17 protein-coding genes and 2 pseudogenes are annotated in these 21,470 nt (G+C 67.5%); 7 read left to right on the forward strand and 12 right to left on the reverse strand.

Translation table 11 applies throughout. The annotated features are described in order from the left end of the window. Positions 1 to 10 precede the first annotated feature (10 nt). Positions 11 to 946 carry a right-handed parallel beta-helix repeat-containing protein gene (locus tag P0Y64_09515; protein WEK41671.1) on the reverse strand — a complete coding sequence of 312 codons (936 nt, stop codon included), beginning with the start codon at positions 944 to 946 and terminating at the stop codon, positions 11 to 13. 193 nt (positions 947 to 1,139) lie between these two features. Here P0Y64_09515 and P0Y64_09520 point away from each other — a divergent pair, with 193 nt between their 5' ends. Further along, complete coding sequence (locus tag P0Y64_09520) at positions 1,140 to 2,564, forward strand: aldehyde dehydrogenase family protein (GenBank protein ID WEK41672.1); 1,425 nt, start codon at positions 1,140 to 1,142, stop codon at positions 2,562 to 2,564. A gap of 69 nt (positions 2,565 to 2,633) precedes the next feature. Then, complete coding sequence (locus P0Y64_09525; GenBank protein WEK41673.1) at positions 2,634 to 2,933, forward strand: EthD family reductase; 300 nt, start codon at positions 2,634 to 2,636, stop codon at positions 2,931 to 2,933. Between the two features lie 50 nt (positions 2,934 to 2,983). On the opposite strand, the gene P0Y64_09530 is transcribed toward P0Y64_09525, so the two are convergent. Genes P0Y64_09530 through P0Y64_09540 form a run of 3 tightly spaced genes read right to left on the reverse strand, consistent with a single transcriptional unit; the run spans position 2,984 to position 9,317 of the window. Further along, positions 2,984 to 7,102, reverse strand: a complete 4,119-nt coding sequence (locus tag P0Y64_09530; GenBank protein WEK41674.1) for a translocation/assembly module TamB — start codon at positions 7,100 to 7,102, stop codon at positions 2,984 to 2,986. After that, the gene (locus tag P0Y64_09535; GenBank protein ID WEK41675.1) at positions 7,099 to 9,051 is read right to left on the reverse strand and encodes an autotransporter assembly complex protein TamA; all 1,953 of its coding nucleotides are present in this window, start codon (positions 9,049 to 9,051) and stop codon (positions 7,099 to 7,101) included. Before P0Y64_09535 ends, P0Y64_09530 begins: the two co-directional genes overlap by 4 nt. Positions 9,052 to 9,104: 53 nt before the next feature. Continuing rightward, positions 9,105 to 9,317, reverse strand: coding sequence for a hypothetical protein (locus P0Y64_09540; protein ID WEK41676.1), 213 nt, complete (start codon positions 9,315 to 9,317; stop codon positions 9,105 to 9,107). 118 nt (positions 9,318 to 9,435) lie between these two features. Here P0Y64_09540 and P0Y64_09545 point away from each other — a divergent pair, with 118 nt between their 5' ends. Further along, positions 9,436 to 9,609, forward strand: a complete 174-nt coding sequence (locus tag P0Y64_09545; GenBank protein ID WEK41677.1) for a hypothetical protein — start codon at positions 9,436 to 9,438, stop codon at positions 9,607 to 9,609. A gap of 61 nt (positions 9,610 to 9,670) precedes the next feature. On the opposite strand, the gene P0Y64_09550 is transcribed toward P0Y64_09545, so the two are convergent. Beyond that, positions 9,671 to 10,156 carry a GNAT family N-acetyltransferase gene (locus tag P0Y64_09550; protein WEK41678.1) on the reverse strand — a complete coding sequence of 162 codons (486 nt, stop codon included), beginning with the start codon at positions 10,154 to 10,156 and terminating at the stop codon, positions 9,671 to 9,673. A 108-nt stretch (positions 10,157 to 10,264) separates the two neighbouring features. Here P0Y64_09550 and P0Y64_09555 point away from each other — a divergent pair, with 108 nt between their 5' ends. Beyond that, positions 10,265 to 10,708: a thioesterase family protein gene (locus tag P0Y64_09555; GenBank protein ID WEK41679.1), complete on the forward strand. Its 444-nt coding sequence runs from the start codon at positions 10,265 to 10,267 to the stop codon at positions 10,706 to 10,708. Positions 10,709 to 10,867: 159 nt separating this feature from the next. On the opposite strand, the gene P0Y64_09560 is transcribed toward P0Y64_09555, so the two are convergent. The 4 genes from P0Y64_09560 to P0Y64_09575 form a co-directional block, all read right to left on the reverse strand. Next, entirely contained in the window at positions 10,868 to 12,478 is a 1,611-nt protein-coding gene (locus P0Y64_09560) for a DUF853 family protein (GenBank protein ID WEK41680.1), read from the reverse strand. A 115-nt stretch (positions 12,479 to 12,593) separates the two neighbouring features. Continuing rightward, on the reverse strand, positions 12,594 to 14,147 hold the full coding sequence (locus P0Y64_09565) for a Do family serine endopeptidase (GenBank protein WEK45022.1): 1,554 nt from the start codon (positions 14,145 to 14,147) through the stop codon (positions 12,594 to 12,596). A 120-nt stretch (positions 14,148 to 14,267) separates the two neighbouring features. Further along, a complete protein-coding gene (locus tag P0Y64_09570) occupies positions 14,268 to 15,143 on the reverse strand; it encodes a protease modulator HflC (protein WEK41681.1) in 876 nt (291 codons plus the stop codon). Continuing rightward, entirely contained in the window at positions 15,140 to 16,252 is a 1,113-nt protein-coding gene (locus P0Y64_09575; protein ID WEK41682.1) for a protease modulator HflK, read from the reverse strand. The genes P0Y64_09570 and P0Y64_09575 overlap by 4 nt, the downstream gene beginning before the upstream one ends. Before the next feature lie 70 nt (positions 16,253 to 16,322). Between P0Y64_09575 and P0Y64_09580 the strand changes: the two genes are divergently transcribed. The 3 genes and pseudogenes from P0Y64_09580 to P0Y64_09590 all read left to right on the forward strand — a co-directional run bounded on the left by P0Y64_09580 (position 16,323) and on the right by P0Y64_09590 (position 19,273). Beyond that, entirely contained in the window at positions 16,323 to 17,273 is a 951-nt protein-coding gene (locus P0Y64_09580) for an Mrp/NBP35 family ATP-binding protein (GenBank protein WEK45023.1), read from the forward strand. Positions 17,274 to 17,352: 79 nt separating this feature from the next. Further along, positions 17,353 to 17,784, forward strand: a complete 432-nt coding sequence (locus tag P0Y64_09585) for a CoA-binding protein (GenBank protein ID WEK41683.1) — start codon at positions 17,353 to 17,355, stop codon at positions 17,782 to 17,784. Between the two features lie 162 nt (positions 17,785 to 17,946). Beyond that, a pseudogene (locus P0Y64_09590) lies at positions 17,947 to 19,273 on the forward strand (dicarboxylate/amino acid:cation symporter). Here P0Y64_09590 and P0Y64_09595 read toward each other — a convergent pair. The 3 genes and pseudogenes from P0Y64_09595 to P0Y64_09605 form a co-directional block, all read right to left on the reverse strand. Next, on the reverse strand, positions 19,243 to 19,560 hold the full coding sequence (locus tag P0Y64_09595) for a PilZ domain-containing protein (protein ID WEK41684.1): 318 nt from the start codon (positions 19,558 to 19,560) through the stop codon (positions 19,243 to 19,245). The pseudogene P0Y64_09590 and the gene P0Y64_09595 sit on opposite strands and share 31 nt — an antisense overlap. 103 nt (positions 19,561 to 19,663) lie before the next feature. Beyond that, positions 19,664 to 20,832 (reverse strand): annotated as a pseudogene (gene tyrS / locus P0Y64_09600) (tyrosine--tRNA ligase). A gap of 243 nt (positions 20,833 to 21,075) precedes the next feature. After that, on the reverse strand, positions 21,076 to 21,348 hold the full coding sequence (locus P0Y64_09605; GenBank protein WEK41685.1) for a M23 family metallopeptidase: 273 nt from the start codon (positions 21,346 to 21,348) through the stop codon (positions 21,076 to 21,078). Positions 21,349 to 21,470 lie beyond the last annotated feature (122 nt).

The following is a 21,470-nucleotide window of genomic DNA, read 5'->3' on the forward strand; positions in this document are numbered from 1 at the left end:
CGTGGCCAACTCACGGCCGGCGATCCTCATAAGCGCGCACCCCCGGCCCGAGCCGGTTGGTGCCCAGCGCCAGCCGCTCGCCGCTGACGTTGGCGACGAATGCCGGGCTTTTGCTCTGCCCCGGCGCGAGAGTGGCGACATTGCCGTCCACCCGCAGCCCGGCGGCGGAATATTTGCGCGCCTCGGCCGAAACGACGACGAAGCCGGTCCAATTCTCCTTGTTCGGGCCCTGAACGAAGGTGTTGCGCAGGATTTCCCCGGTGCCGCCTTCGGGCAGGTCGATCGCGTAATTGGTCTTGCGGCCGGCGCTGTCGTCGAAGCTGTTGTCGTCGATCCGCACGCGCGGTGCTCGCAGCTTGACGTAGTGCCCGCCGCGCCCGCGCTCGAATCGCGAATTGGTGACAATGATCTCCCCGCTATTGGCGAGATAGACCGAATGCGCGCAATCCGGCGTTTCGTCGCACTGGCCGAGGCCGGAAAAGGTCGAATGGTCGATCAGGATGCGCGTCGCGTCGCCGGTCGCGCCGAGAATGCCCTCCTGGCTGTCGAGGAATGTCGCGTTGCGCACCGTCAGGTCGCCGATCTCGATGCGGATGCCGGCGCCATTGCCATCGGGCACGCGAATGTTGCGAAAGACGAGGCCGTCGACCGTCGATGCCTTGCCGCGCAGCACCAGCGCCGCCTTGCCCTCGCATGCGCCCTCGAAGATCGCCTTGCCCGGCTCGGCTGCCTTGAACGTGACGCGGCCCGCCTGCTGGATGGCGCATTCGCGATAGACGCCGGGCGCGATCAGCACGGTGAAATCCTGCCCGCGCCGCGCCATCAGCGCATCCTGCAGATGCGCGAATCCCTCGCCGGATTCGACAATCGTGAAGGGGGCGGGGGCCGGCGCGCTCGCCGCCGGCGCGGCGAGCGGAAGGGCGGCAAGAATGGCCAGACGGCGCATCGCGAAGGTTCCTTTCGTCGTACCGATCTTTCTTGGGCGCGGTGTGCCACAAGAGGAAAGAGGCTTTCGCGGTTAATGCGCCGCACGTCCCGTCGCGGCACGGTTTGCGGCCGTCGCGTTTCCTGTTGCAACCTAATCCGCAAGGTCGCATGACCATACCCAAACCCCAAAAACGCCAGCGGAGAGTCTTGTCATGGAAAGCTACCTGAAACACTATATCGACGGTGCATGGGTGGAGAGCGATGGCGGCAAACGCCATCAGGTGATCGATCCGTCGACCGAACAGCCCTGCACCGAAATCACGCTTGGCACCGCCGCCGATGCGGACAAGGCGGTCGCCGCCGCGCGCAAGGCGTTCACCACCTGGTCGCAGACCAGCGTGGAGGAACGTGCTGCGATCCTCGAGAAGATCATCGCCGGCTACAAGGCGCGCATCCCCGATCTCGCCGCCGCCACCAGCCGCGAGATGGGCGCGCCGATCTCCTTCGCCAATATGGCGCAGGCGCCCGCCGGGCTCGGCCATTTCATCGGTACGCTCGCCGCGCTGCGCGAATTCCAGTTCTCCGAACAGGTCGGCGGATCGCGCGTGGTGCATGAGCCGGTTGGCGTCGTCGCGATGATCACGCCGTGGAACTGGCCGCTCAACCAGATTTGCGCGAAGGTCGCCCCCGCGCTCGCCGCCGGCAATACCATGATCCTGAAGCCCTCGGAGGAAGCGCCGACCAACGCGATGATCTTCGCCGGGATCCTGCATGAAGCGGGCGTGCCGGCGGGCGTGTTCAATCTCGTCAACGGCGACGGGCCGGGCGTCGGCGCGGCGCTGTCTTCCCACAAGGGCGTCGACATGGTGAGCTTCACCGGATCGACCCGCGCGGGCGTGGCCGTCGCCACCGCCGCCGCCGCGACGGTGAAGCGCGTCCATCAGGAACTGGGCGGCAAGGCGCCGAACCTCGTGCTCGAAGGCGCGAAGCTGGAGGAGGTGCTCCCGCCGACGCTCGCCGGCGTGATCGCCAACACCGGGCAAAGCTGCATCGCGCCGACCCGCCTGCTCGTCCACAAGAGCCAGGCCGACGCCGCGACCGAGGTGGTGAAGGCGATGATGGACGCGACGCAGGTCGGCAATCCTGAGGATCAGGGCGCGCATATCGGCCCGGTCGTCAACAAGGCGCAGTTCGAGAAGATTCAGGCGCTGATCCAGTCCGCGCTCGATGAGGGCGCACGGCTCGTCACCGGCGGCACCGGGCGGCCCGACGGGCGCAACGCCGGCTATTTCGTCAAGCCGACGGTGCTGGCGGACGTGACGCCGGAAATGCGCATCTATCGCGAGGAGACGTTCGGTCCCGTCGCGACGATCACCACCTATAACGATCGCGATCAGGCGGTGGAGATGGCCAACGACACCGAATACGGCCTGTCCGCCACCATTTCCGGCGATCCGGCCGAGGCGGCCAAGGTAGCCGGCAAGCTCCGCGCCGGTCTGGTGACGATCAACTCATGGGGGCCGACGCCGGGCACCGCGTTCGGCGGTTACAAGCAATCAGGCAACGGGCGCGAGGGCGGCAAATACGGCCTCACCGACTTCATGGAAGTGAAGACGATCGTCGGCGAGCCCGCCTGAACCATCCTCCCCTGGGGGCGTCGCTTCGATTGGCGGCGCCCTTCTTTTTGCCTGAATGGAGAGCATTGAATGATCGTTTCGGTTATCTACCCCAATCACCAGGGCGCGCGTTTCGACAGCGCTTATTATCGCGATCACCACGCAAAGCTGGCGGCGGAAATCTGGAGCCCGGATCGGGTCGAGCTGGTCGAAGGCTTGCCGATGGGCGATGCCCCCCCGCCGTTCGCGCTGATCGCGCAATTCCATTTCGGGTCGCAGGAAGCGTTCGGCGCCGCGATGGCCAGCCCACGCCGTGGCGAGCTTCAGGCGGATATCGCCAATTTCACGGACATCACGCCGCAGGTGATGATCGGCCGCACGCTCGGCTGATCCGGCCCGATCGACGGCGCGGGCGCGGTATATCGCGCCCGCGCCGTCGATCAATAATCCTTCGATATCCGTACGTTGGCGCTCTGCCGTCCAAGTGTCGAGATGCTCGACAGCAGCGATAGCCAGCGCGTTACCTGATATTCGATCCGCGTCGCGGAATAGCCCTGCCCATCGGTGATGATCTCCGCATAGAGCTTGCGGGTCACATATTTGCCCGCCGCGATCGAGGTTTGCTGCCCGGTCTGCACGTCTGCCGGCAGGATGCGCAGGCGATCGAGCCCGGCGGCGCGGCGCACCGCGTTGATCGGATTCAGCCCGCCGCTGCCATCCTTCAGCGCCGCCACTGCCGCCGCGAGCTGCAACGCTTCCGGTGCGGGCAGATTGGTGATCGAGGTGCCGAACAACAACCGCGAGAGCAATTCGTCCTGCGGCAGCGCGGGTGTACTGGTGAAGGCGATCTCCGGCTTTTGCGCGACCCCGGTGACGCGGATCGCGGCGTTCAGCCCGGTCGAATCCGCATTTGCCTCGATATCGAGCGCGGGGTTGGCCGGCACCTCGCCCGCGAAGCGGATCACGCCGCGAGAGAGCTGGAACTCGCGGCCGGCGAACTCATAATTGCCGCGCACCAGATCGGCGCGGCCGGTGATCGCGGGATTGTCCGGCGCGCCGCCGATCTTGAGGTCCGCCGACCATTCGCTCGACAGGCCGAGCCCGCTGACCATCAGCTGATTCGGCGCGCGCGCATGGATATCGAGCCGCCACGGCGTAGCGCGCGCTTCCTCCTCTTCGCCGCCGCCGGGCAGGTTGATCTCATGCACCTTGAGCTGCGGCACGGCGGTCGCCGCGCTCGCCTGGCCGAGCCGATAGCGGCTGCGATCGAGCGTCACCTCGCCGGAAACCAGCCCGCCCGCGCCGCTGGAGCGGATACGCAGCGGCCCGGTGACGGTCGCGCCGATATCGTCGCGGTTGATCAGCACGGCGCGGGCGGCGTCGAGTGAAAGGTCCAGCCCGATTCCCGCCTCGGCGGAGAAATCGAACTGCCCCGTGCCGGTGACGCGGCCGCCTTTTCCGGCATCGGCGGCGAATTGCTGGATCTGGAGGCGCGATCCCTGAAACGTGCCCGCCGCCTGCACGTTGGTCAGCAATGTGCCGGTGGTCGCGCTTTCGATCCGCGCGCCGTTCGCGCGCAACATGCCACGGATCGAGGGATCGGAAACGCGCCCGGTCACGTCCGCGCCGATCGCCACTGGCCCCGAAATCGCCAGCATCTCCAGCCCGCTAAGCCGCCACAGCGTATCCGCCGGGCCGTTGTAGCGCAGTTGCGCGGACAGGCCCGCGCCCATCAGCCGCTCGGCGATGTCGCTTTGTCCGAGCGGGGAGAGCTGGGCCTGCGCCCGCCCGATCGTCTGGCCGCCGGATGCCATCACCGCGCGCACCCCGGCGCGATCGGCGGCGAGCATGCCGGCGATGCCGATATCGATCGGCTGGGAAGAGGCGAACAGCCCTGAACGGGTCAGCCCGCGCACCGTCATGTCGACGCGGCCCGTCGGCGCCCCGCCGTCGCGCATCGCATAGCTCATGGTGCCCGAGGCATTGCCGCCCAGCGCCAGCCCCGGATAACCGATATCGAGCAATGACAGCGGCATCCGCGCCAGCGTCGCCTCCAGCGTGGTCGAATCGTCGGCGAACCGGCCGGCAAGCGTGGCCTCGCCGCCCGCGAAGGTCAGCCGCGCCGGTGCGAGCCGCCATGCATCGCCCTCGCGCGTTACCACCGCCGGTTCCACCAGCTTGAGCGGGCGGCGATCGACCGTGCCCTCCGCGGTGACGCGATAGCTGTCGGGCGTGACGGCGATCACGCTCTGGATATCGAAGGCGCGGCCGGGTGCGGCGGCGATCTGCGCGCGAATCTCGCCCACGCCGCCACGCAGGCGCGCGCTGCCGGCAAAACGCCCGATCGACAGCTTGCCGCGCTGGAGGCCGCCGCCGTTGGCGCTCGCCTCGATCGAGGCGCCCGCCGGATCGAGCAGCGCGACGAGATCGAGATGCGCGCGCCGCACCGTCACCTTGCTGCCGAGCCGCGCGCGGCGCGCGTCGATATGCGCCTCGACACGCTGCACCTCGCCAACCGGGCGGAACAGCAGCTCGCCGGAAAGGCCGCCGCCGGAAAGCGCCAGCGCGCCGGTGAACCCGCCGGGCACGATATCCAGCGTGCCGGTCGCGCGGGTGCCGCTGGCGTCGATCCGCGCGAAGGCGATCTGCGCGGTTCCGCCCGACGGCAGCAATATCTCGCCGGCCGCCTCGAACGACCCGATGCGCGAACCACCCGCGGCGCTGAAGGCGAAGCCGCGCGGTGTCGGATCGAGGTGCGCGCGCACCTGTGACAAGCCCATCGCCGCATTGGGGGAGGCGAGCAGCAGGTCGATCGTCGGATGATCGATCTGCCCGTCGAGCTTGAGGGTGAGGGGGCCATAGCTCGCTTGCGTGCCGCGCCCTTCGAAATGGAATGTGCCGTCGCGGCGTCGCAAGCCGGTGCCGGCGAGCCGCAGGGAGGGGGCGGTCAGCACGAGGTTGGTGAAGTGCAACACCCCGTCCGGCGTCCGCTCCAGCGCGGTGACGATACGCGGCAGCCCGCCCGTCAGGCTGCGGAAGAACGCATTGTCGAGCCGCACCATCCGCGCCTCGCCATGCCCGATCACGCGCGTGCCATGCCCGCCCGGCCCCGGCACGACGCGCAGGGTGGAGGTCAGGTCGACCACGCCGAGGCCAGGGATCAGATAGCGGCCGAGCGCGCCGTTGACGCCCACCTGATATTGCCCGCTCGCCAGATCGAGCAGCAGGTTGATCCGCCCGGTCAGCTTGTCCGACTTCACCCGCAGATCGTCGCCGGTGACGAGCCGGCTGGTGATACGCAATACGCCCTCCACCGACAGGTTGCGCAGGATGCCGCCCGCGACGTCGCCCACCCCGGTCACCCGCGCGGCGGTGAAGCGCACCGGCACGCTGACCGGCGCCTTGGAGAGCCGCCCCTTGCCCGCCGCGCGCGCTTGCTCGAACCCGGTGTCGTCAAAGGCGAAGCGTGTCGCGGTCAGGCGGTAATCGAACCCGGCGGTGGCGAAGGCGCCGTCGAGCACGGCGCGCAATTCCACGTCGCGCCCGGTCATGTTCGGGAACAGTGCTGCGGGCTGGAGCAGCCGCGCGCGGATGCGGACATTGCGGAACGCGCTCGTGCCGAGATCGATCGTGCCGGTCGTCTCCACCGCCAGCGCCGCCGAGCGCAGCGCGAGATTGCCCGCCAGTCGCCGGTTGGCGAGGGTCGCGCCGCCGTTCACCGTGACGCGCGGCGCGGTCAGCCGCTGGATCTTGCCCCCGGCGACGAGCGACGGGACGAGATCGCCGCTCAGCGTGTAATTGCCCTGCCGGTTGCCGAGCGTGAGGTCGATCACCCGCGCACCCCCGGCGGTGGCGACCGCGTGGCCGTCCCAGCGCGCCCAGCCGCCGATCCCGCCGACCTCCAGCCGTAACGGCTTGGCGATCCCGGTCAGCCGCGCGAGCACGCCATTCTTCACGCCGCTGGCGCGCGCGGCGATATCGAATTTGTCGCGATCCGGCTCGGCATCGATTTTCAGCCGCAGAGCGTCGCTGCCCTCGATCACCGCCGTGAGGTCGACCAAAGCGCGCCCGGCGTGGATATCCGCGCGACCCCGGATGCGGCCATAGCGCGCCACTCCCGTGATGCTGTGATCGACGATCAGCCGGTCGACCGCCAGCCGGCCGATGCGGATATTGAAATCGGGCAGCAGCGGGCCCTGTTTCCCGCTCGGCCGGGTGCGCGGCCATTTGGCGAAACTCGCCACCGGCACGTCGAGCGACGATATGTCGAGCCGGTTGGAAAACCAGCGGAACGGCGCCCAATCGAGCCGCGCGACCGGGGCGGCAAACACCAGCCCATCCAGGTCGTACACCCGCACATCGCGCAGCACCGCGCGCCCATAAAGCGATCCGTCGATCCGCCCGACCGTGAAACGCAGCCCGCTCGGCGTGCGCACTTCCGCGATGCGATCCGCCACCCAGCGACGCCCGATATCGGTATCGACGATCAGCACCGCCGCGCCGAAGATCGCCAGCGCCGCCGCCGCCAGCCCCGCGATCCACCTTGCGGCGCGCCTCAAAATGCCTGCCCCAGCGAGACATAGACCGCGACCCGCGAATCGCCCTTTTGCGGATTGAGCGGCGTGCCGACATCGAGGCGGATCGGCCCGAAATTGGAATAATAACGCACGCCCAGCCCCGCGCCGTAGCGCAGCGCGGTGAATTGCGGCAGCGGCGAGGTGTAGATGTTGCCGCCGTCGAGGAACGGCACGATGCCGAAATTGCCGAGCTTCACCCGCGTCTCGATCGAGAATTCGGTCAGGCTGCGGCCGCCGATCGGATCGTTGTTGGGATCGCGTGGCCCGATCGCCTGATAGCCATAGCCGCGCACCGACGCGCCGCCGCCGGCATAGAAGCGCCGCGACGGCGCGATTGCATCACGCGGCGCGCCGACGATCGTGCCGAGCCGGATGCGCCCCGCCAGCACGATCCTGTCGCTGAGCGGCGTATAGGCGCTGGCGTCGATCTGGGTGCGGGCATAGCCGAACGCCTGACCCAGCAACGACAGCTCCGGGCTGAGCCGCCCGCCGAGCCGGAAGCCCTTGGTCGGGTTGAGCAGATCGTCCGAGCCGTCATAAGTGAGGCTGAGCGGCAGGGCGGCGATATAATAGGTCCGCCGGCGCGGCTGCCCGGTGGAGGCGATCACGTCACGCTCGTCGGTGCTGACCAGTTCGCCGCCCAGAGACCACACCCACGCCTTCTGGAAGAAGATATTGGTCTGCCGCTCCAGAGAGCCGGAGAGCGAGAAGGTGTCGGCAGTATAGGCCAGCCGCTCGGTATGCGAAACGGAGACCTGCCCGGTCAGCACGCGATCGCGGCCTTCGAAATTGTTGCGGCGGAAGGTCAGTTGCGCAAGCTGCTCCTGCGTGCCGAGCACCCCGCGCAGGATCACCGCGCCTTCCGGCGGGAAGAAATTGCGGTTGGTCCAGCTCACCTCGGCGCGCGCGCCTTCGCCGGTGCCGTAGCCAAGCTCCCCGGCGATCGTGCGCGGGGGCGCGGGCTGGAGCGTCACGTCGACGTCCACCGTATCGGGCGTTGCGCCCGGCACCGGCTTCACCTCCGCGCTGGAGACGAGCCCCGTCTGGATCAGCGCGCGTTTCAGATCCTCGAGATTGGGCGCGTAATATGGCTTGCCCGGCTCGAACCGCGCGATTTCCTGTACGTGGCGGGCGTCGAACACATGGTTGTTGGCATTGACGCGGATGCGGCCGAACTTGCGCGCGCGGCCGGGATCGACCGTCATGTCGAGCGTCGCGGTGCGCGCGGTGCGATCGACGGTGATCTCCGGCTCGCCGATCGTCGCGAAGGGGAAACCCTGTTTGCCGACCTGCTCGGTCAGCCGCGCCTGCCCGGCGACGATCGCGTCGGCGTTGACCGGATCGTCCTGCTTCACCCCGAACGCGTCGGTCAGTGCCCTGGCCTTGTCGCCCGCGGCCGCTACGCCGTCGATCGTCACCGCGGTCAGGCGATAGAGCTGCCCCGGCTCGGCGGAGAGGACCACCATCGGCTTGCCGCTGCTCGCGTCCACGCTGGTCTGGACGCGCGCGTCATAATAGCCCTCGGCGCGTAGCAGGGTGACGAGCAATTCCGCGTCCTCGCGCGCGCGGCGATCGAGCTGGGCGGCGTTGGCCGGCTCGCCATCATGCTGATCCAGCACGGAAAGCTCGGCGAAGCGCTGGCGCAACAACTGGGAGGGCACCGCGTCTATTCCGTCGATGCGATAGCCGTAGCGGGTTTCGGTGGAGACCTTCGCCTGCTCCACATCGGTGTCCGCCGGGGCCTTGGCGAGATCGGGCCACGCCACGCCGATATCGGGCATCGGCGCAAGCGGAGCGTTGGGATCGAGCATGTCGTCGACGTGCGCGGCCGGCTGTGGGGGGGGAGCGGCGGGCGCGCTCGGTTGTTGCTGTGCCACGGCAGGTGACACGGCGAGGATCGCGACCAGTAATGCGGCGCCTCGCCGAACCATTTCAGGCTGATAGCGTGCTACCGCACCGGGCGGCAACCATATCGCGAGTGGCTCTAGTGAACCGTGCCCGGCGCGCGGTCGACGGAGAGCAACAGCACCAGCCGCTCGATCTGGCGCCAGTGGCAGAAATGAATGTGGTTGCCGATGTCGCGGCTGCGATCCGCGCGCGCGGCGGCTTCCTCTCCCGCCGCCTCGCCAAAGGCGAGAAGCAGGGTCTGCGCGTCAGCCAGCGTGGCGCGATCGGCAACGAAAGGGAAATGGTCCATGTGGCGCCCTTATTGCGCACGCCCTGCCTAAAAGTCCGTTCGGAAAATGCCTTTCCAAAGGGTTTCCGCGTGCACGGCGGCTGGCGTCCGGGCGCACGGCATGGCAAGGCGCGCGGCGATGTCTGACAAGTCTTCCCGTCCCTCCGCCGCCGGCGGTTTCCTCATCGCCAGCGGCGTGCTGGGCGGCGCGATCATCGGTTTCGCGTTCGGTCAGGCGACGATCGGCCTGCTGATCGGCCTGACGCTGGCAATCGCCGCGTCGATCGCGATGTGGCTGCGCGATCGCGGCTAGAGGCGGCGGGTTTCGGGGGATTCACCCGCGCAAGGCCGATATTCGCAACGATCGGGCGGGGCTACAAACTCTTCCGATAGCCTTCCTGGAAAGGCTCTGTGTCGAGATCGCCGGCCGGGTCGCGCACATAATTGCCGGCCAGGTAGAATCGCGCCTGATTGGCGACACCTCGCCGGGCATGCAGGCACATCATCGTCGCGCCCGCGGCGCTCGCGCTTTGCTCCGCGGCCTCGATAAGCGCCCCGGCGATCCCGCGCCCCTGCATCCGGGGGTCAACCGCGAGTAGCCGCAGATCCCAGGCGCCACTTATCCACGCCTCGGAATCTGGGCATGGTGGCACCAGCGTGACCGTGCCTACCACCTCTCCCGCGATTTCGCAGACGAAGGCCGTGGCGAAGGCCCGTCGAGCCGCCTGGTCTTTCAGATAGGCTTCCCGTGCCGGAGACATTTTCACGTCCATTGCGGCGTAGAGGTGCGAGAAGGTTCGGATCAGAAGCTGGGCGACGAGATCATCGTCCGATGGTTGCGCGATGCGTATGCCGGTCATGCGGTTCGGCTTACCAAGGCGCGTTTGTGCACGATATCTTATAAGTAACGGCGGCCGCCTTTCGCCGCCGCGGTTGACGCGCGCATCGCGTCACCGCATCGATAGCGCATGACCCGTCCCGGCTTCGCTTTCTCCACCCGTTTCAAGGTCCGTTATGCGGAGATCGACGGGCAGCGCGTGGTGTTCAACTCGCGCTACCTCGAATATGCCGATGTGGCGGATACGGATTATTGGGAATGGACCGGCATCGCCGAGGTGCTGGGCAAGACGTGGCTGGAAACCGAATTCCACGTTCGCCGCTGTTCGGTCGATTATCTCCGGCCGCTGGTGTGGGGCGATACGATCGAGGCGTCGGTGCGGATCGAGCGGCTCGGCACGTCGAGCATCACCAAGAAGTTCGAACTGGCCAATCAGCGCGGTGAATTATGCACCGAGGTGGAGATGGTCAGCGTCAACGTCCATCTGCCCACCGGCACGCCGATCCCGATCGAGGGCGAGGTGCGGCTGTTCCTGGAGGCACTGATCGCAGCGCAACCGGATCGCGTCGCGTAACGCGCGCTCATCGCCGCGCGCGGGAGCGCGGGAGGCTGGTTCTCACATGCGCGGCACATGACCCCCCGGGGCTATCGGCCTTCCGGGGGCATCGGGCAGCACGGCCGAGCGAGCCGTCCCACATACACCTGTGCTTGGCGCAACGCGGGGACCGGCGCTCTACCGCCTGAACAAGCCGCCGAGCACGCCGCGCACCACGCTGCCGAGCAGGCCGCCGCCGGATGACGAGCGGCTCTTGGTGCCGAACACCTGCTTGCCGATCTCATTCGCCACCTGCCGCCCGATCGACGAGCTGGCCGCGCGCGTGGCGGAGGTGATCGCCTTGTTCCACGGCGAATTGGCTGCCTCGCGCTCGGCGGCGATGCGGGCGCGTTCGGCCTCCTTGGCCTCCTGCGCATCCTGTTTCGCCTGAAGCGCCGCCGCTTTGCTCGCATCGTCCTGCGCGCGCGCGGCGGATGCGGCCGCGGCTGCCTCCGCCGTCTTGGCGGCGAGCAGCTCCTGTGCCGATTCACGATTGACCAGCGTGTCGTATTTCGCGCCGATCGCATCGGTCTGGATCAGCACGCCGCGTTCGACCGGGGTGATCGGCCCGACGCGGCTCGATGGCGGGCGGATCAGCGTACGCTCTACGGGGGAGGGCGCGCCATCGGGCTGGAGCAGCGAGACGAGCGCCTCGCCCACCTTCAGTTCGGTGATCGCGGTGGTCACGTCCACGCCGGGATTGGCGCGGAAGGTCTGCGCCGCGGCTTTCACCGCCGCCTGATCGCGCGGGGTGAAGGCGCGCAGCGCGTGCTGCACGCGGTTGCCGAGTTGCCCCGCGATCGTATCGGGCACGTCGATCGGGTTCTGCGTGATGAAATAGACGCCGACGCCCTTGGATCGGATCAGCCGCACGACCTGTTCGATCTTCTCCAGCAGCGCCTTGGGCGCCTCGTCGAACAGCAGATGCGCCTCATCGAAGAAGAAGCACAGCTTCGGCTTGTCGGGATCGCCCACCTCGGGGAGATGCTCGAACAATTCGCTCATCAGCCACAACAGGAAAGTGGAATAGAGCTTGGGGCTCGCCATCAATTTGTCGGCGGCAAGCACGTTGATGATCCCGCGCCCCTTGTCGTCGGTGCGGATGAAATCGTCCATCTCCAGCGCGGGTTCGCCGAAGAAATGCTCCGCGCCTTGTGAACGAAGCTGGAGCAGCGAGCGCTGGATCGCGCCGACCGACTGTTTCGATACGTTGCCGTAAGTGGTGGTCAGCTCGTCGGCGCGTTCGGCGCAATTGGTCAGCATGGATTGCAGGTCGTCGAGGTCGAGCAGCAGCAGCCCTTCCTTGTCGGCGACGTGAAAGGCGATGGTCAGCACGCCTTCCTGCACGTCGTTCAGATCCATCAGCCGCGCGAGCAGCAACGGCCCCATCTCGCTGATGGTGGTGCGGATCGGATGGCCCTGTTCGCCGTAGAGATCCCAGAATTGCACGGGATTGTCGGCATAATGCCAGTCGGTCAGGCCGATCTCCGCGGCGCGCGCGGCGAATGCCTCATGCGTCTTGGCCTGTGGCGATCCGGCCATGGCGATGCCCGAAAGGTCGCCCTTCACGTCGGCCACGAAGCACGGGACGCCGGCCGCCGACAGCCCCTCGATGATGCCCTGGATCGTCACTGTCTTGCCGGTGCCGGTCGCGCCTGCGATCAGCCCGTGGCGGTTGGCGCGCTTGAGCTGGAGCGTCTGCGGGTTGGCGCCCCCGCTGCCCGCGCCGATCAGGATGCTGTCGGTCATGCCCATTTCCCCGGAAAACGTGAACGAATGAAAGTTCTAGCGGTGTGTTGCGAACACGAAAAGGGCGCCGCGCGAAGATCGCGCGACGCCCCGATCGTCTGGCTCGGCGAGCCGCTTACTTGATCTTGACCGGCACGAAGCCGCTCTGCCCGCGTGCGCGGTTGATCATCAGCAATACCTGCGGGCGCCCGGCCGATTTCGCCGCGGCCACGCCACGCGCCAGATCGGCGGCGGTGCGCACCGGGGAGCCGTTGATCGCGGAGATCACATCGCCGCGACGCAGCTTCTGCCCCGCATCGCTCGACGCATCGACCTGGCTGATGACCACGCCCTGGATGGTCGAATCGACGCCCACCTGCCGTGCGATCGCCGGGGTCAGCGGCTGGACGGTGATGCCGATCGCATTGGTCGGCGCGGCGGCCTGATCGCTCGGCTGATCGCTATCGTCGTCGGCCGAGAAATCGTCGCCGCTGCCGGCGGTCGCGGCGAGCTGGTCCTCCGGGGGCCGCACGGCGACATTGGCGGTGATCGACATCGGCTTGCCTTCGCGAACGATGTCCAGCTTCGCGGTGGAGCCGGGGTTCACGTTGGCGATCAGATACGACAGGGTGGTATCCGGGGTGACGGCGGTGCCGTTCACCTTGGTCACCACGTCGCCGGCACGCAGCCCGGCCTTCGCCGCCGGGCCGTTCGGCTCGACGCGGCCGACGATCTCGCCCGAATTCTTCGGCAGGGCGAGCGCTGCAGCGATATCGTCGGTCATCGCCTGAATGCCGATGCCGAGATAGCCGCGCTTCACGCTGCCGCCCTTCATCAGCGTATCGATGATCGGCTTGGCCTCTTCCGCCGGGATGGCGAAGCCGATGCCGATATTGCCGCCGGATTGCGAGAAGATCTGCGAGTTGATGCCGATCACGTTGCCGTTCATGTCGAACATCGGGCCGCCGGAATTGCCCTGATTGATCGACGCGTCGGTCTGGATGAAACGGTCGTTCGCGCCGCCCTGTCCGGTGACGCGGTGGACGGCGGAAACGATGCCGGCGGTGACGGTGCCGCCAAGGCCGAACGGATTGCCGATCGCCAGCACCCAATCGCCAACACGGGCATGGGCGGAATCGCCCCAGCGCACGAACGGCAGCGGCTGCGGTGCGGAAATCTTGAGCAGGGCGAGATCGGATGCGGCATCGCGCCCGATCAGCTTGGCGACATATTCCTTGCGATCCGGCAGCGTCACGCGGATCGAGGTGACCACCGCGCCGCGCATACCGGCGGCGACGACGTGGTTGTTCGTCACGATATAGCCGTCAGGCGAGATGATGAAGCCCGAGCCGAGCGACTGCGCCTCGCGCGTCACCGGGGCGCCACCGCCGCCGCCGCCACGTCCGCCGCCGAACTGGCCGAACAGGTCGCCGAACGGCGTGCCGGCGAACGGGTTCGCGGGCTGTTGCACCGTCACCTTCTGATCGGTGGAGATGTTGACCACGGCCGGCTGGAGCTTCGCCACCATGTCCGCGAAGCTCATCGGCGCACCGGCGCGGGGCGCTGAGGCACTGATCGCGCCGGGTTCGTTCTGCGCGACCTGCGCCGCGCTCGCGGGATGTTGCAGCGTCAGCGAGGCGGCGGTGCCGCCAAGGAGGAGGGCGCCAGTGAGGGCATAGGCGTAGCGCACGGTCTTCATGTTCCTCTCAATCACCCGGTGTCTATCGGGTGCGTTTCAATGGGCTTTGGCCGATGAACGACGATTGAATATGAACGATCCATGGACGGGGCGCACCCCCGGTCCATGCGATCATTTTCCGCGACCTTCGAATTCCTTCAGATACGCATTGTCGCGTGACATCAGGATTGTCGTTGCACCTTCCGGCGCCGGTCCGCCGTCCGCGCCGAAGGTGCGGCGATAAGACTGCATCGCGCGGTAGAAGTTATAGAAATCGGCATCCTTGCCGAATGCGTCGGCATAGATGCGCGCGGCGGTGGCGTCGGCCTCGGCGCGGACGATCTGGGCCTGTTTCTGGCCCTGTGCGCGGATCGTGTTCGCCTCCTGCTGGCGCGCGGTGCGCATCGATTGCAGCGCGCTTTCCAGCGGGCTGCCCTCGGGCAGTTCGGCGTGCTTGATGCGGACGTCGACGATCTGCACGCCATATTGCCGCGCGTTGCGCTGGAGCGAGTTCTGGATCGCGTCCATCACCTTGCCGCGTTCAGGGGTGAGCAGGGTGGAGAAGGGCACCTTGCCCAGCTCGTTGCGCAGCGCGGTGCCGAGCAGCGGGCGAAGCTGATCCGCGACGCGTTCCTCGGTCGCCGATGTCGATCCGGTCGAGGTCACCGCCTTCAGCGGATCGACGATGCGGAAGCGTGCGAAGGCGTCGACGTTGAGCCGCAGCTGATCGGTCGACAGCACCAATGTATCGTCGAGATCGGCGTCGAGCACGCGCTTGTCGACCCATACGATCTTATCGATGAACGGGATGCGCGCGATCATCCCGGCGCCGGTGTTCTGGCCGATCACCTGACCGGGCTGCCACTGGTTGATCGTCGTCACCGGATTTTCGAACCGCAGGATCACCGCCTGCTTGGTTTCGGGCACGATCGCGAAGGTCGCGGCACCGACGATCACCACGCCCAAAGCGGCGAAGCCCATCGCGACGGGGTTGCGCAGGATGCTCATCGTTGCGCCCCCTGCTGCTGGGCGGGCTGAGCGGGTTGCTGGGCCGGGGCCTGCACCTGCACCTCCGCATTGTCGGGCAGCTTGCGCAGCTTGTCGAGCGGCACCCACGGGGCGATCCCCGGCGTCTCGACGACTACCTTGTCAGTGCGGCGCAGCACGGCTTCCATCGTTTCATAATACATGCGTCGACGCGTCACTTCCGGGGCGAGCTTATATTGTTCGTACATCTTGTCGAAGGTCGCGGCCTCGCCCTCCGCCTGGGCGATCACCTGTTGCGAATAGGAGCGCGCGTTGTTGAGATTGGCGACGGCTTCCTGCTGCTTAGCGGTGACGGCGTTGAAATCGTCGATCAGGCTGGCGGGAGCCGATGCCTGTTTGATCGACACGCCCTGTACGCGCACGCCGGCCTGATAATCGTCGAGGATTTCCTGCATCGCGCGGGCGACGCGCGCCTCGATCGTGGTGCGGCCGGCGCCGATCGCCTCGTTGAGCGTGGTGGTGGCGACCACGGCGCGCATCGCGCTTTCGGCGGTGGCGCGGACGGTTTCTTCCGGATCCTTGATCTCGAACACGAAGTCGCGCGGATTTTCCACGCGCCAGCGCACCGTATAGGCGAGGTCGATGATGTTGCGATCGCCGGTCAGCACGTTCTCGCCGCCGTCACGCGGGAAATCGTCGTTGCGCACCTGCTCGACGTCGACCTTCTCGACATCGACGATCGGCGCGGGAAGCGTGAGGCGGATGCCCGGCTGCAATATCCCCGAATAACGCCCGAAATAGGTGACGACGCCGCGCTGCTGCGGCCCGATCTGGTGGACCGAGGTGAAGATCAGCCACACGCCGACGATCACCGCCGTGCCGATCAGCCACAGGTTGCGCGCGTTGACGCCCGGCGGAAGCTGCGGGCCGCCGCCGTTCCCGCCACGCGCGCGGCGCAGGAATTCGTCGAGCGCGGTCGGCTTGGCGTTTGTCTTGCGGCCGCCCGGAGGCACCGCCCACGGATTGCGCGGGCCGCTTTTACCGTCGTCATCGCCCTGGCCCCACGGGCCTTTGGGCGTTTCGGTCATCAGGATGGCGGGGCGCCCGAACCAGCGCGGCAATTTGATCATATTCCCCTTATAAGAATCGAATCCGCGAAAAACAGTGCCAAGCGTGCAGATCGATCGTATCGCGACGGTTATGGACGAGAATGAGGTGAAGGCGGCCGTTGCCGCAGTGGCTGGCGCGCGCGCCACGGTGAAGGTGGATGGGGCGCGGGTCGGCGTTGTGCTCGACGCGACCGGGCTGGACGCCAAGGCGCGCGATGCGCTGGAGGCGACGGTGAAGATGGCCGCGGCCGCGCCGGGGCGCGAGGTGCGCGTGGTCGTCACCGCCGAGCGCGCGCGCCGTCGCGTCATCGCGGTGGCGAGCGGCAAGGGCGGGGTCGGCAAATCGACCGTTTCCGCCAATCTCGCCATCGCGCTTTCCGGGCTGGGGCGCCGCGTCGGCATGGTCGATGCCGATATCTACGGCCCATCGCAGCCGCGCCTGCTGGGCGCCGAGGGCACACGGCCGGAGGCGAAGGACAAGGCGCTGCTGCCGGTCCAGACGCCTTATGGCGTGCCACTGCTCTCGATGGGGCAGCTCGTCGCGCCGGGCAAGGCGATCGCGTGGCGCGGGCCGATGACGGCGGGCGCGCTCGGCCAGTTGATGGATGCCGAATGGGGGCTGGCCGATACTCTGGTGGTCGATATGCCGCCGGGTACGGGCGATGTGCAGCTCACCATGATCCAGAAGCACCGCCCGGCGGGCGCGGTGATCGTCTGCACCCCGCAGGATCTTGCGCTGATCGACGCGGTGCGCGCGATCGATCTGTTCGAGCAGGCCGGCGTGCCGATCATCGGCGTGATCGAGAATATGGCGGGTTACGCCTGCCCGCATTGCGGCGAGGTATCCGATCCGTTCGGAAGCGGCGGGGCGGAGGCGGCGGCGAAAGCGCATGGTGTGCCGTTCCTCGGCCGGGTGCCGCTCGACATCGCGATCCGCCGCGCCTCGGACGCCGGCGAGCCTCCCGCTGCCGATCCTGGCGACCGCACATTCCGTCCCATTGCGGAACAGGTCGTTCGCTGGCTGGAAACCGAAGGCCGGTAGGGGAGTTGGTCTAATACCGGTCGTGCTGGCGCGCGTGACGCCGCCGGCACGAGCGGACCAGATTATAGAGGTGTGATCCGTGCCGCTGACTGAACCCGCCGCGATCAAGGCGCTTCTCGAAGGAACGCGCACGATCGCGATGATCGGCGCGTCGGACCGGCCGGATCGCGCCTCCTATCGCGTGATGGCGATGCTTCAGGCGCACGGCTATCGCGTCATCCCGGTCAATCCGCAGATCACCGGCGAGCATCTCCACGGCGAATTCGTCTTCCACGATCTGTCGCAGATCGGTGAGCCGATCGACATGGTGGATATCTTTCGCCGCTCCGATGCCGCCGGCGTGGCGGTCGACGAGGCGATCGCTTCGGGCGCGCGATCGGTGTGGATGCAGCTTGGCGTGATCGATGCGGCCGCCGCCGCGCGCGCCGAGGCGGCCGGGCTGAAGGTGGTGATGGATCGCTGCCCCGCGATCGAAATACCGCGGCTGGGCGTCGCGCCGATCGCCGCCTGACGGTCCGGAAAAAACGCCGTCGGCCTTGCTCCGGCGCGTTACCCCCGTCACTGCGGCACGAGATCGCCCGCGCGGCGATCATCGCGATGCGCACGTCAGGGATTCCGCCCACCGCCAGTTGCGCATAAGAAGCGCTAATTCGGGTGAGGGAAGGGGATTCAGATGGTTGCGATATCGCAGGATGCGTCGCCGCCCGCGCCCCGGCCATGGTATGCCCATCTCTATCTTCAGGTGCTGATCGCGATCGCCGCCGGGGTGACGCTCGGTCATTTCTGGCCCGCGACCGGCGAGGCGATGAAGCCGATCGGCGATGGCTTCATCAAGCTGGTCAAGATGATCATCGCGCCGGTGATCTTCCTCACCATCGTCACCGGCATCGCGGGGATGCGCGATCTGCGTGCGGTGGGGCGCGTCGCGGGCAAGGCGTTCGCCTATTTCTTCACCTTCTCCACGCTTTGCGCTGATCGTCGGGCTGATCGTCGCCAATACCGTGCGGCCGGGCGCCGGGCTGCACATCGATCCCGCCACGCTCGATGCCAGCAAGGTTGCCGATTACGCCGCCAAGGCGCATGAAACGAGCGTCACCGGCTTCCTGATGGCGATCATCCCGGACAGTTTCCTGTCCGCGTTGACCGAGGGCAATATCCTCCAGACATTGTTCGTCGCGATCCTGTTCGGCATCGGCCTCGCCACGATCGGCGAGCGTGGGGAGCGGGTGGTCGCGCTGCTGGAGGACGTGTCGGCGGCGGTGTTCCGCGTCGTCGCGATCCTGATGAAGGCGGCACCCGTCGGCGCGTTCGGCGCGATGGCCTTCACGATCGGCAAATATGGCGTCGGCACGCTTGCCAACCTCGCCGCGCTGGTCGGCACTTTCTATCTCACCTCGCTGCTGTTCGTGCTGCTGGTGCTGGGCGCGGTCGCGCGGGTGTGCGGCTTTTCGATCCTGCGGCTGATCGTCTATTTCAAGGCGGAGCTGCTGCTGGTGCTCGGCACCTCCTCGTCCGAAAGCGCGCTGCCGCTGCTGATCGAGAAGATGGAGCGCGCCGGCTGCCCCAAATCGGTCGTCGGGCTGGTCGTGCCGACCGGCTACAGCTTCAACCTCGACGGCACCAACATCTATATGACGCTGGCCGCGCTGTTCATCGCGCAGGCGTGCGACGTGCATCTCACGCTCGGGCATCAATTGCTGTTGCTGGCGGTGGCGATGCTGTCGTCGAAGGGCGCGGCGGGGGTTACCGGCGCGGGCTTCATCACGCTCGCGGCGACGCTCTCCATCGTGCCGGCCGTGCCGGTCGCGGGGATGGCGCTGATCCTTGGCGTCGATCGCTTCATGAGCGAATGCCGCAGCCTGACCAACTTCATCGGCAATGCGGTCGCGACGGTGGTGGTGTCGCGCTGGGAGGGCAAGCTCGACCGCGCGGCATTCGATGCGGCGCTCGCCGGGCGCGAGCCGAGCGATCAGCGGCTCAATCCGGCCAGCATCTCATAATAAAGCGACGGCGGGATCGTCCGCGCGAGCTGGCAGCCGAGCCGCCCGCCGAGCGACCAGCGTACCTCCGCGCCGATCTGTCCGATCGCCGGCAGCATGAGCGATAGCGTGGTGCCGGGCTCCAGCACTTCGGTGCTGCGCGCCATCAGGCCCGATGGCGAGATGTTGACGATCAGCAGCGACAGCGCCGGGCCGTCGGCGCGTGTTGCTGAAGTGCGGTGATATACTTCGTCGCGCAACTCGCCGCGTGCGTCGAAACTGATCGATGCGGCACCCGAAGCGGCCACGCGTGAAATCCCCCCATTTGTCCCTTGGGGGGCTAGGATTTCCGCATGAATCGATCATCAACGGAAAGGATCACCGCGGCATTAGCCATATTGCGCGCGGCGTTCAGCCGGCGACGAGCAAGCCGTGATGCTTCTTCCCCGCCGAGATACGGAGCGGCTCCGCGCCAGCCGTAACCGTGGCGGCCTCGTCCTCGATCTTCTCGCCTGCGACTCGCGCGCCGCCCTGTTTGATCAGCCGCCGCGCCTCGCCCTTCGATGCGCAGAAGCCGAGGCCCACCAGCGCATCGACCAGCGCCACCACGCCCGTTGCGGCGAACGTCGGCAGCGCATCCCCGCTTGCGCCCTCCTCGAAGGTGCGGCGCGCGGTTTCCGCCGCCTGCTCGGCCGCATCGCGCCCACGGCACATCGCGGTCGCTTCGTTGGCGAGGATCTTCTTCGCCTCGTTGATTTCCGCCCCGCCCAGCGCCTCCAGCCGCGCGATCTCATCCAGCGGCAGGTCGGTGAACAGCCGCAGGAAGCGGCCCACGTCGCGATCGTCGGTGTTGCGCCAGAATTGCCAGTAATCGAAATGCGGCAGCTGATCCTCGTGCAGCCACACCGCGCCGGCCATGGTCTTGCCCATCTTGCCGCCGTCCGCCGTGGTGATCAGCGGGGTGGTGACGCCGAACACCTCGGTGCCGTCCATCCGCCGCGCCAGCTCGACGCCGTTGACGATATTGCCCCATTGGTCGCTGCCGCCCATCTGCAACCGGCAGCCCTGGCGCTGCGCCAGCTCGCGGAAGTCATAGGCCTGCAGGATCATGTAGTTGAATTCGAGGAACGACAGCGACTGTTCGCGATCGAGCCGCAGCTTGACCGAATCGAACGACAGCATGCGGTTGACCGAGAAATGCTGCCCACCTCGCGCAGGAACGGGATGTATTCGAGCGGCTCGAGCCATTCGGCATTGTCGAGCATCACCGCGTCGGACGCGCCGTCGCCGAATGTCAGGAAGCGTTCGAAGATGCGCTTGATCGAGCGCGACGTTGGCCTCGATCCCGTCCGTCGGCGAGCATCTTGCGCGCTCTCGTCCTTGAAGCTGGGATCGCCGATCTTGCCGGTGCCGCCGCCCATCAGCACGATCGGCTTGTGCCCGGTCTGCTGGAGCCGGCGCAGCAGCATGATCTGCACCAGGCTGCCGACGTGGAGCGAGGGCTGCGGTGGGTCGAAGCCGATATAGCCCGGCACCACCTGCTTCAGCGCCAGCGCGTCGAGCGCGGCGGCATCGGTCATCTGGTGGACATAGCCGCGCTCGGTGAGCAGGCGGACGCAGGTCGGACTTCGGCGTCGGTCATAGTGGACCGCGGGCGTTACACGGCTCGATACGCTGTTCGTCACCAGCTTTGGATTGCGCTGCCGTCACCTCCAGCGCCATTCCCACTTGATGTCCCCGCGATCGCCGGGACCTCAGACTGGCGCTCCCGCCTTCGCGGGCGCACCACAGCCAGATGACGCGTGTCAGCGCGGCAATTCGCGTCAGCGGGTCGACCGGCGTCCTGCGACCTTTGCGCAGCTCGAAATGCACCTCGGGCCGGTCGGCGTAGCCAGTCTCGCGCCGGACAGCGCGACCGTCTGGCCCTTCTTCACCGCCTGTCCGCGCTGGACGAGCAGCTTCGAGGCGTGGCCGTAGACGCTCGTCCAGCCCTCGCCGTGCTTGACGATGACCAGCCCGCCCAGCGCCGCGATCGCGTCGCCGGCATAAGCGACCGTGCCGTCGGCCGTCGCGCGCACCGGGGTGTTGTGCGGCACGCCGATCTCGACCCCGTCGTTGCGCTCGCCGCTCTGCGCCGGCGCCGAAACGCTTCACCACCGGCCCCGTCGACCGGCCACAGGAAGCGCCCCGGCGCGATGCGATCGGCGCGGCCACCGCG

The sequence above is a fragment of the Candidatus Sphingomonas colombiensis genome (genome assembly GCA_029202845.1).
Classification (GTDB): Bacteria; Pseudomonadota; Alphaproteobacteria; order Sphingomonadales; family Sphingomonadaceae; genus Sphingomonas; species Sphingomonas colombiensis.

Excerpts from the sequence above, each read along its gene's own strand:
- P0Y64_09535 (WEK41675.1), bottom strand. The coding sequence starts at position 9,051 with ATGGTTCGGCGAGGCGCCGCATTACTGGTCGCGATCCTCGCCGTGTCA.
- P0Y64_09550 (WEK41678.1), bottom strand. The coding sequence starts at position 10,156 with ATGACCGGCATACGCATCGCGCAACCATCGGACGATGATCTCGTCGCC.
- P0Y64_09540 (WEK41676.1), bottom strand. The coding sequence starts at position 9,317 with ATGGACCATTTCCCTTTCGTTGCCGATCGCGCCACGCTGGCTGACGCG.
- P0Y64_09555 (WEK41679.1), top strand. The coding sequence starts at position 10,265 with ATGACCCGTCCCGGCTTCGCTTTCTCCACCCGTTTCAAGGTCCGTTAT.
- P0Y64_09560 (WEK41680.1), bottom strand. The coding sequence starts at position 12,478 with ATGACCGACAGCATCCTGATCGGCGCGGGCAGCGGGGGCGCCAACCCG.
- P0Y64_09570 (WEK41681.1), bottom strand. The coding sequence starts at position 15,143 with ATGAGCATCCTGCGCAACCCCGTCGCGATGGGCTTCGCCGCTTTGGGC.
- P0Y64_09520 (WEK41672.1), top strand. The coding sequence starts at position 1,140 with ATGGAAAGCTACCTGAAACACTATATCGACGGTGCATGGGTGGAGAGC.
- P0Y64_09575 (WEK41682.1), bottom strand. The coding sequence starts at position 16,252 with ATGATCAAATTGCCGCGCTGGTTCGGGCGCCCCGCCATCCTGATGACC.
- P0Y64_09515 (WEK41671.1), bottom strand. The coding sequence starts at position 946 with ATGCGCCGTCTGGCCATTCTTGCCGCCCTTCCGCTCGCCGCGCCGGCG.
- P0Y64_09525 (WEK41673.1), top strand. The coding sequence starts at position 2,634 with ATGATCGTTTCGGTTATCTACCCCAATCACCAGGGCGCGCGTTTCGAC.
- P0Y64_09545 (WEK41677.1), top strand. The coding sequence starts at position 9,436 with ATGTCTGACAAGTCTTCCCGTCCCTCCGCCGCCGGCGGTTTCCTCATC.
- P0Y64_09580 (WEK45023.1), top strand. The coding sequence starts at position 16,323 with ATGGACGAGAATGAGGTGAAGGCGGCCGTTGCCGCAGTGGCTGGCGCG.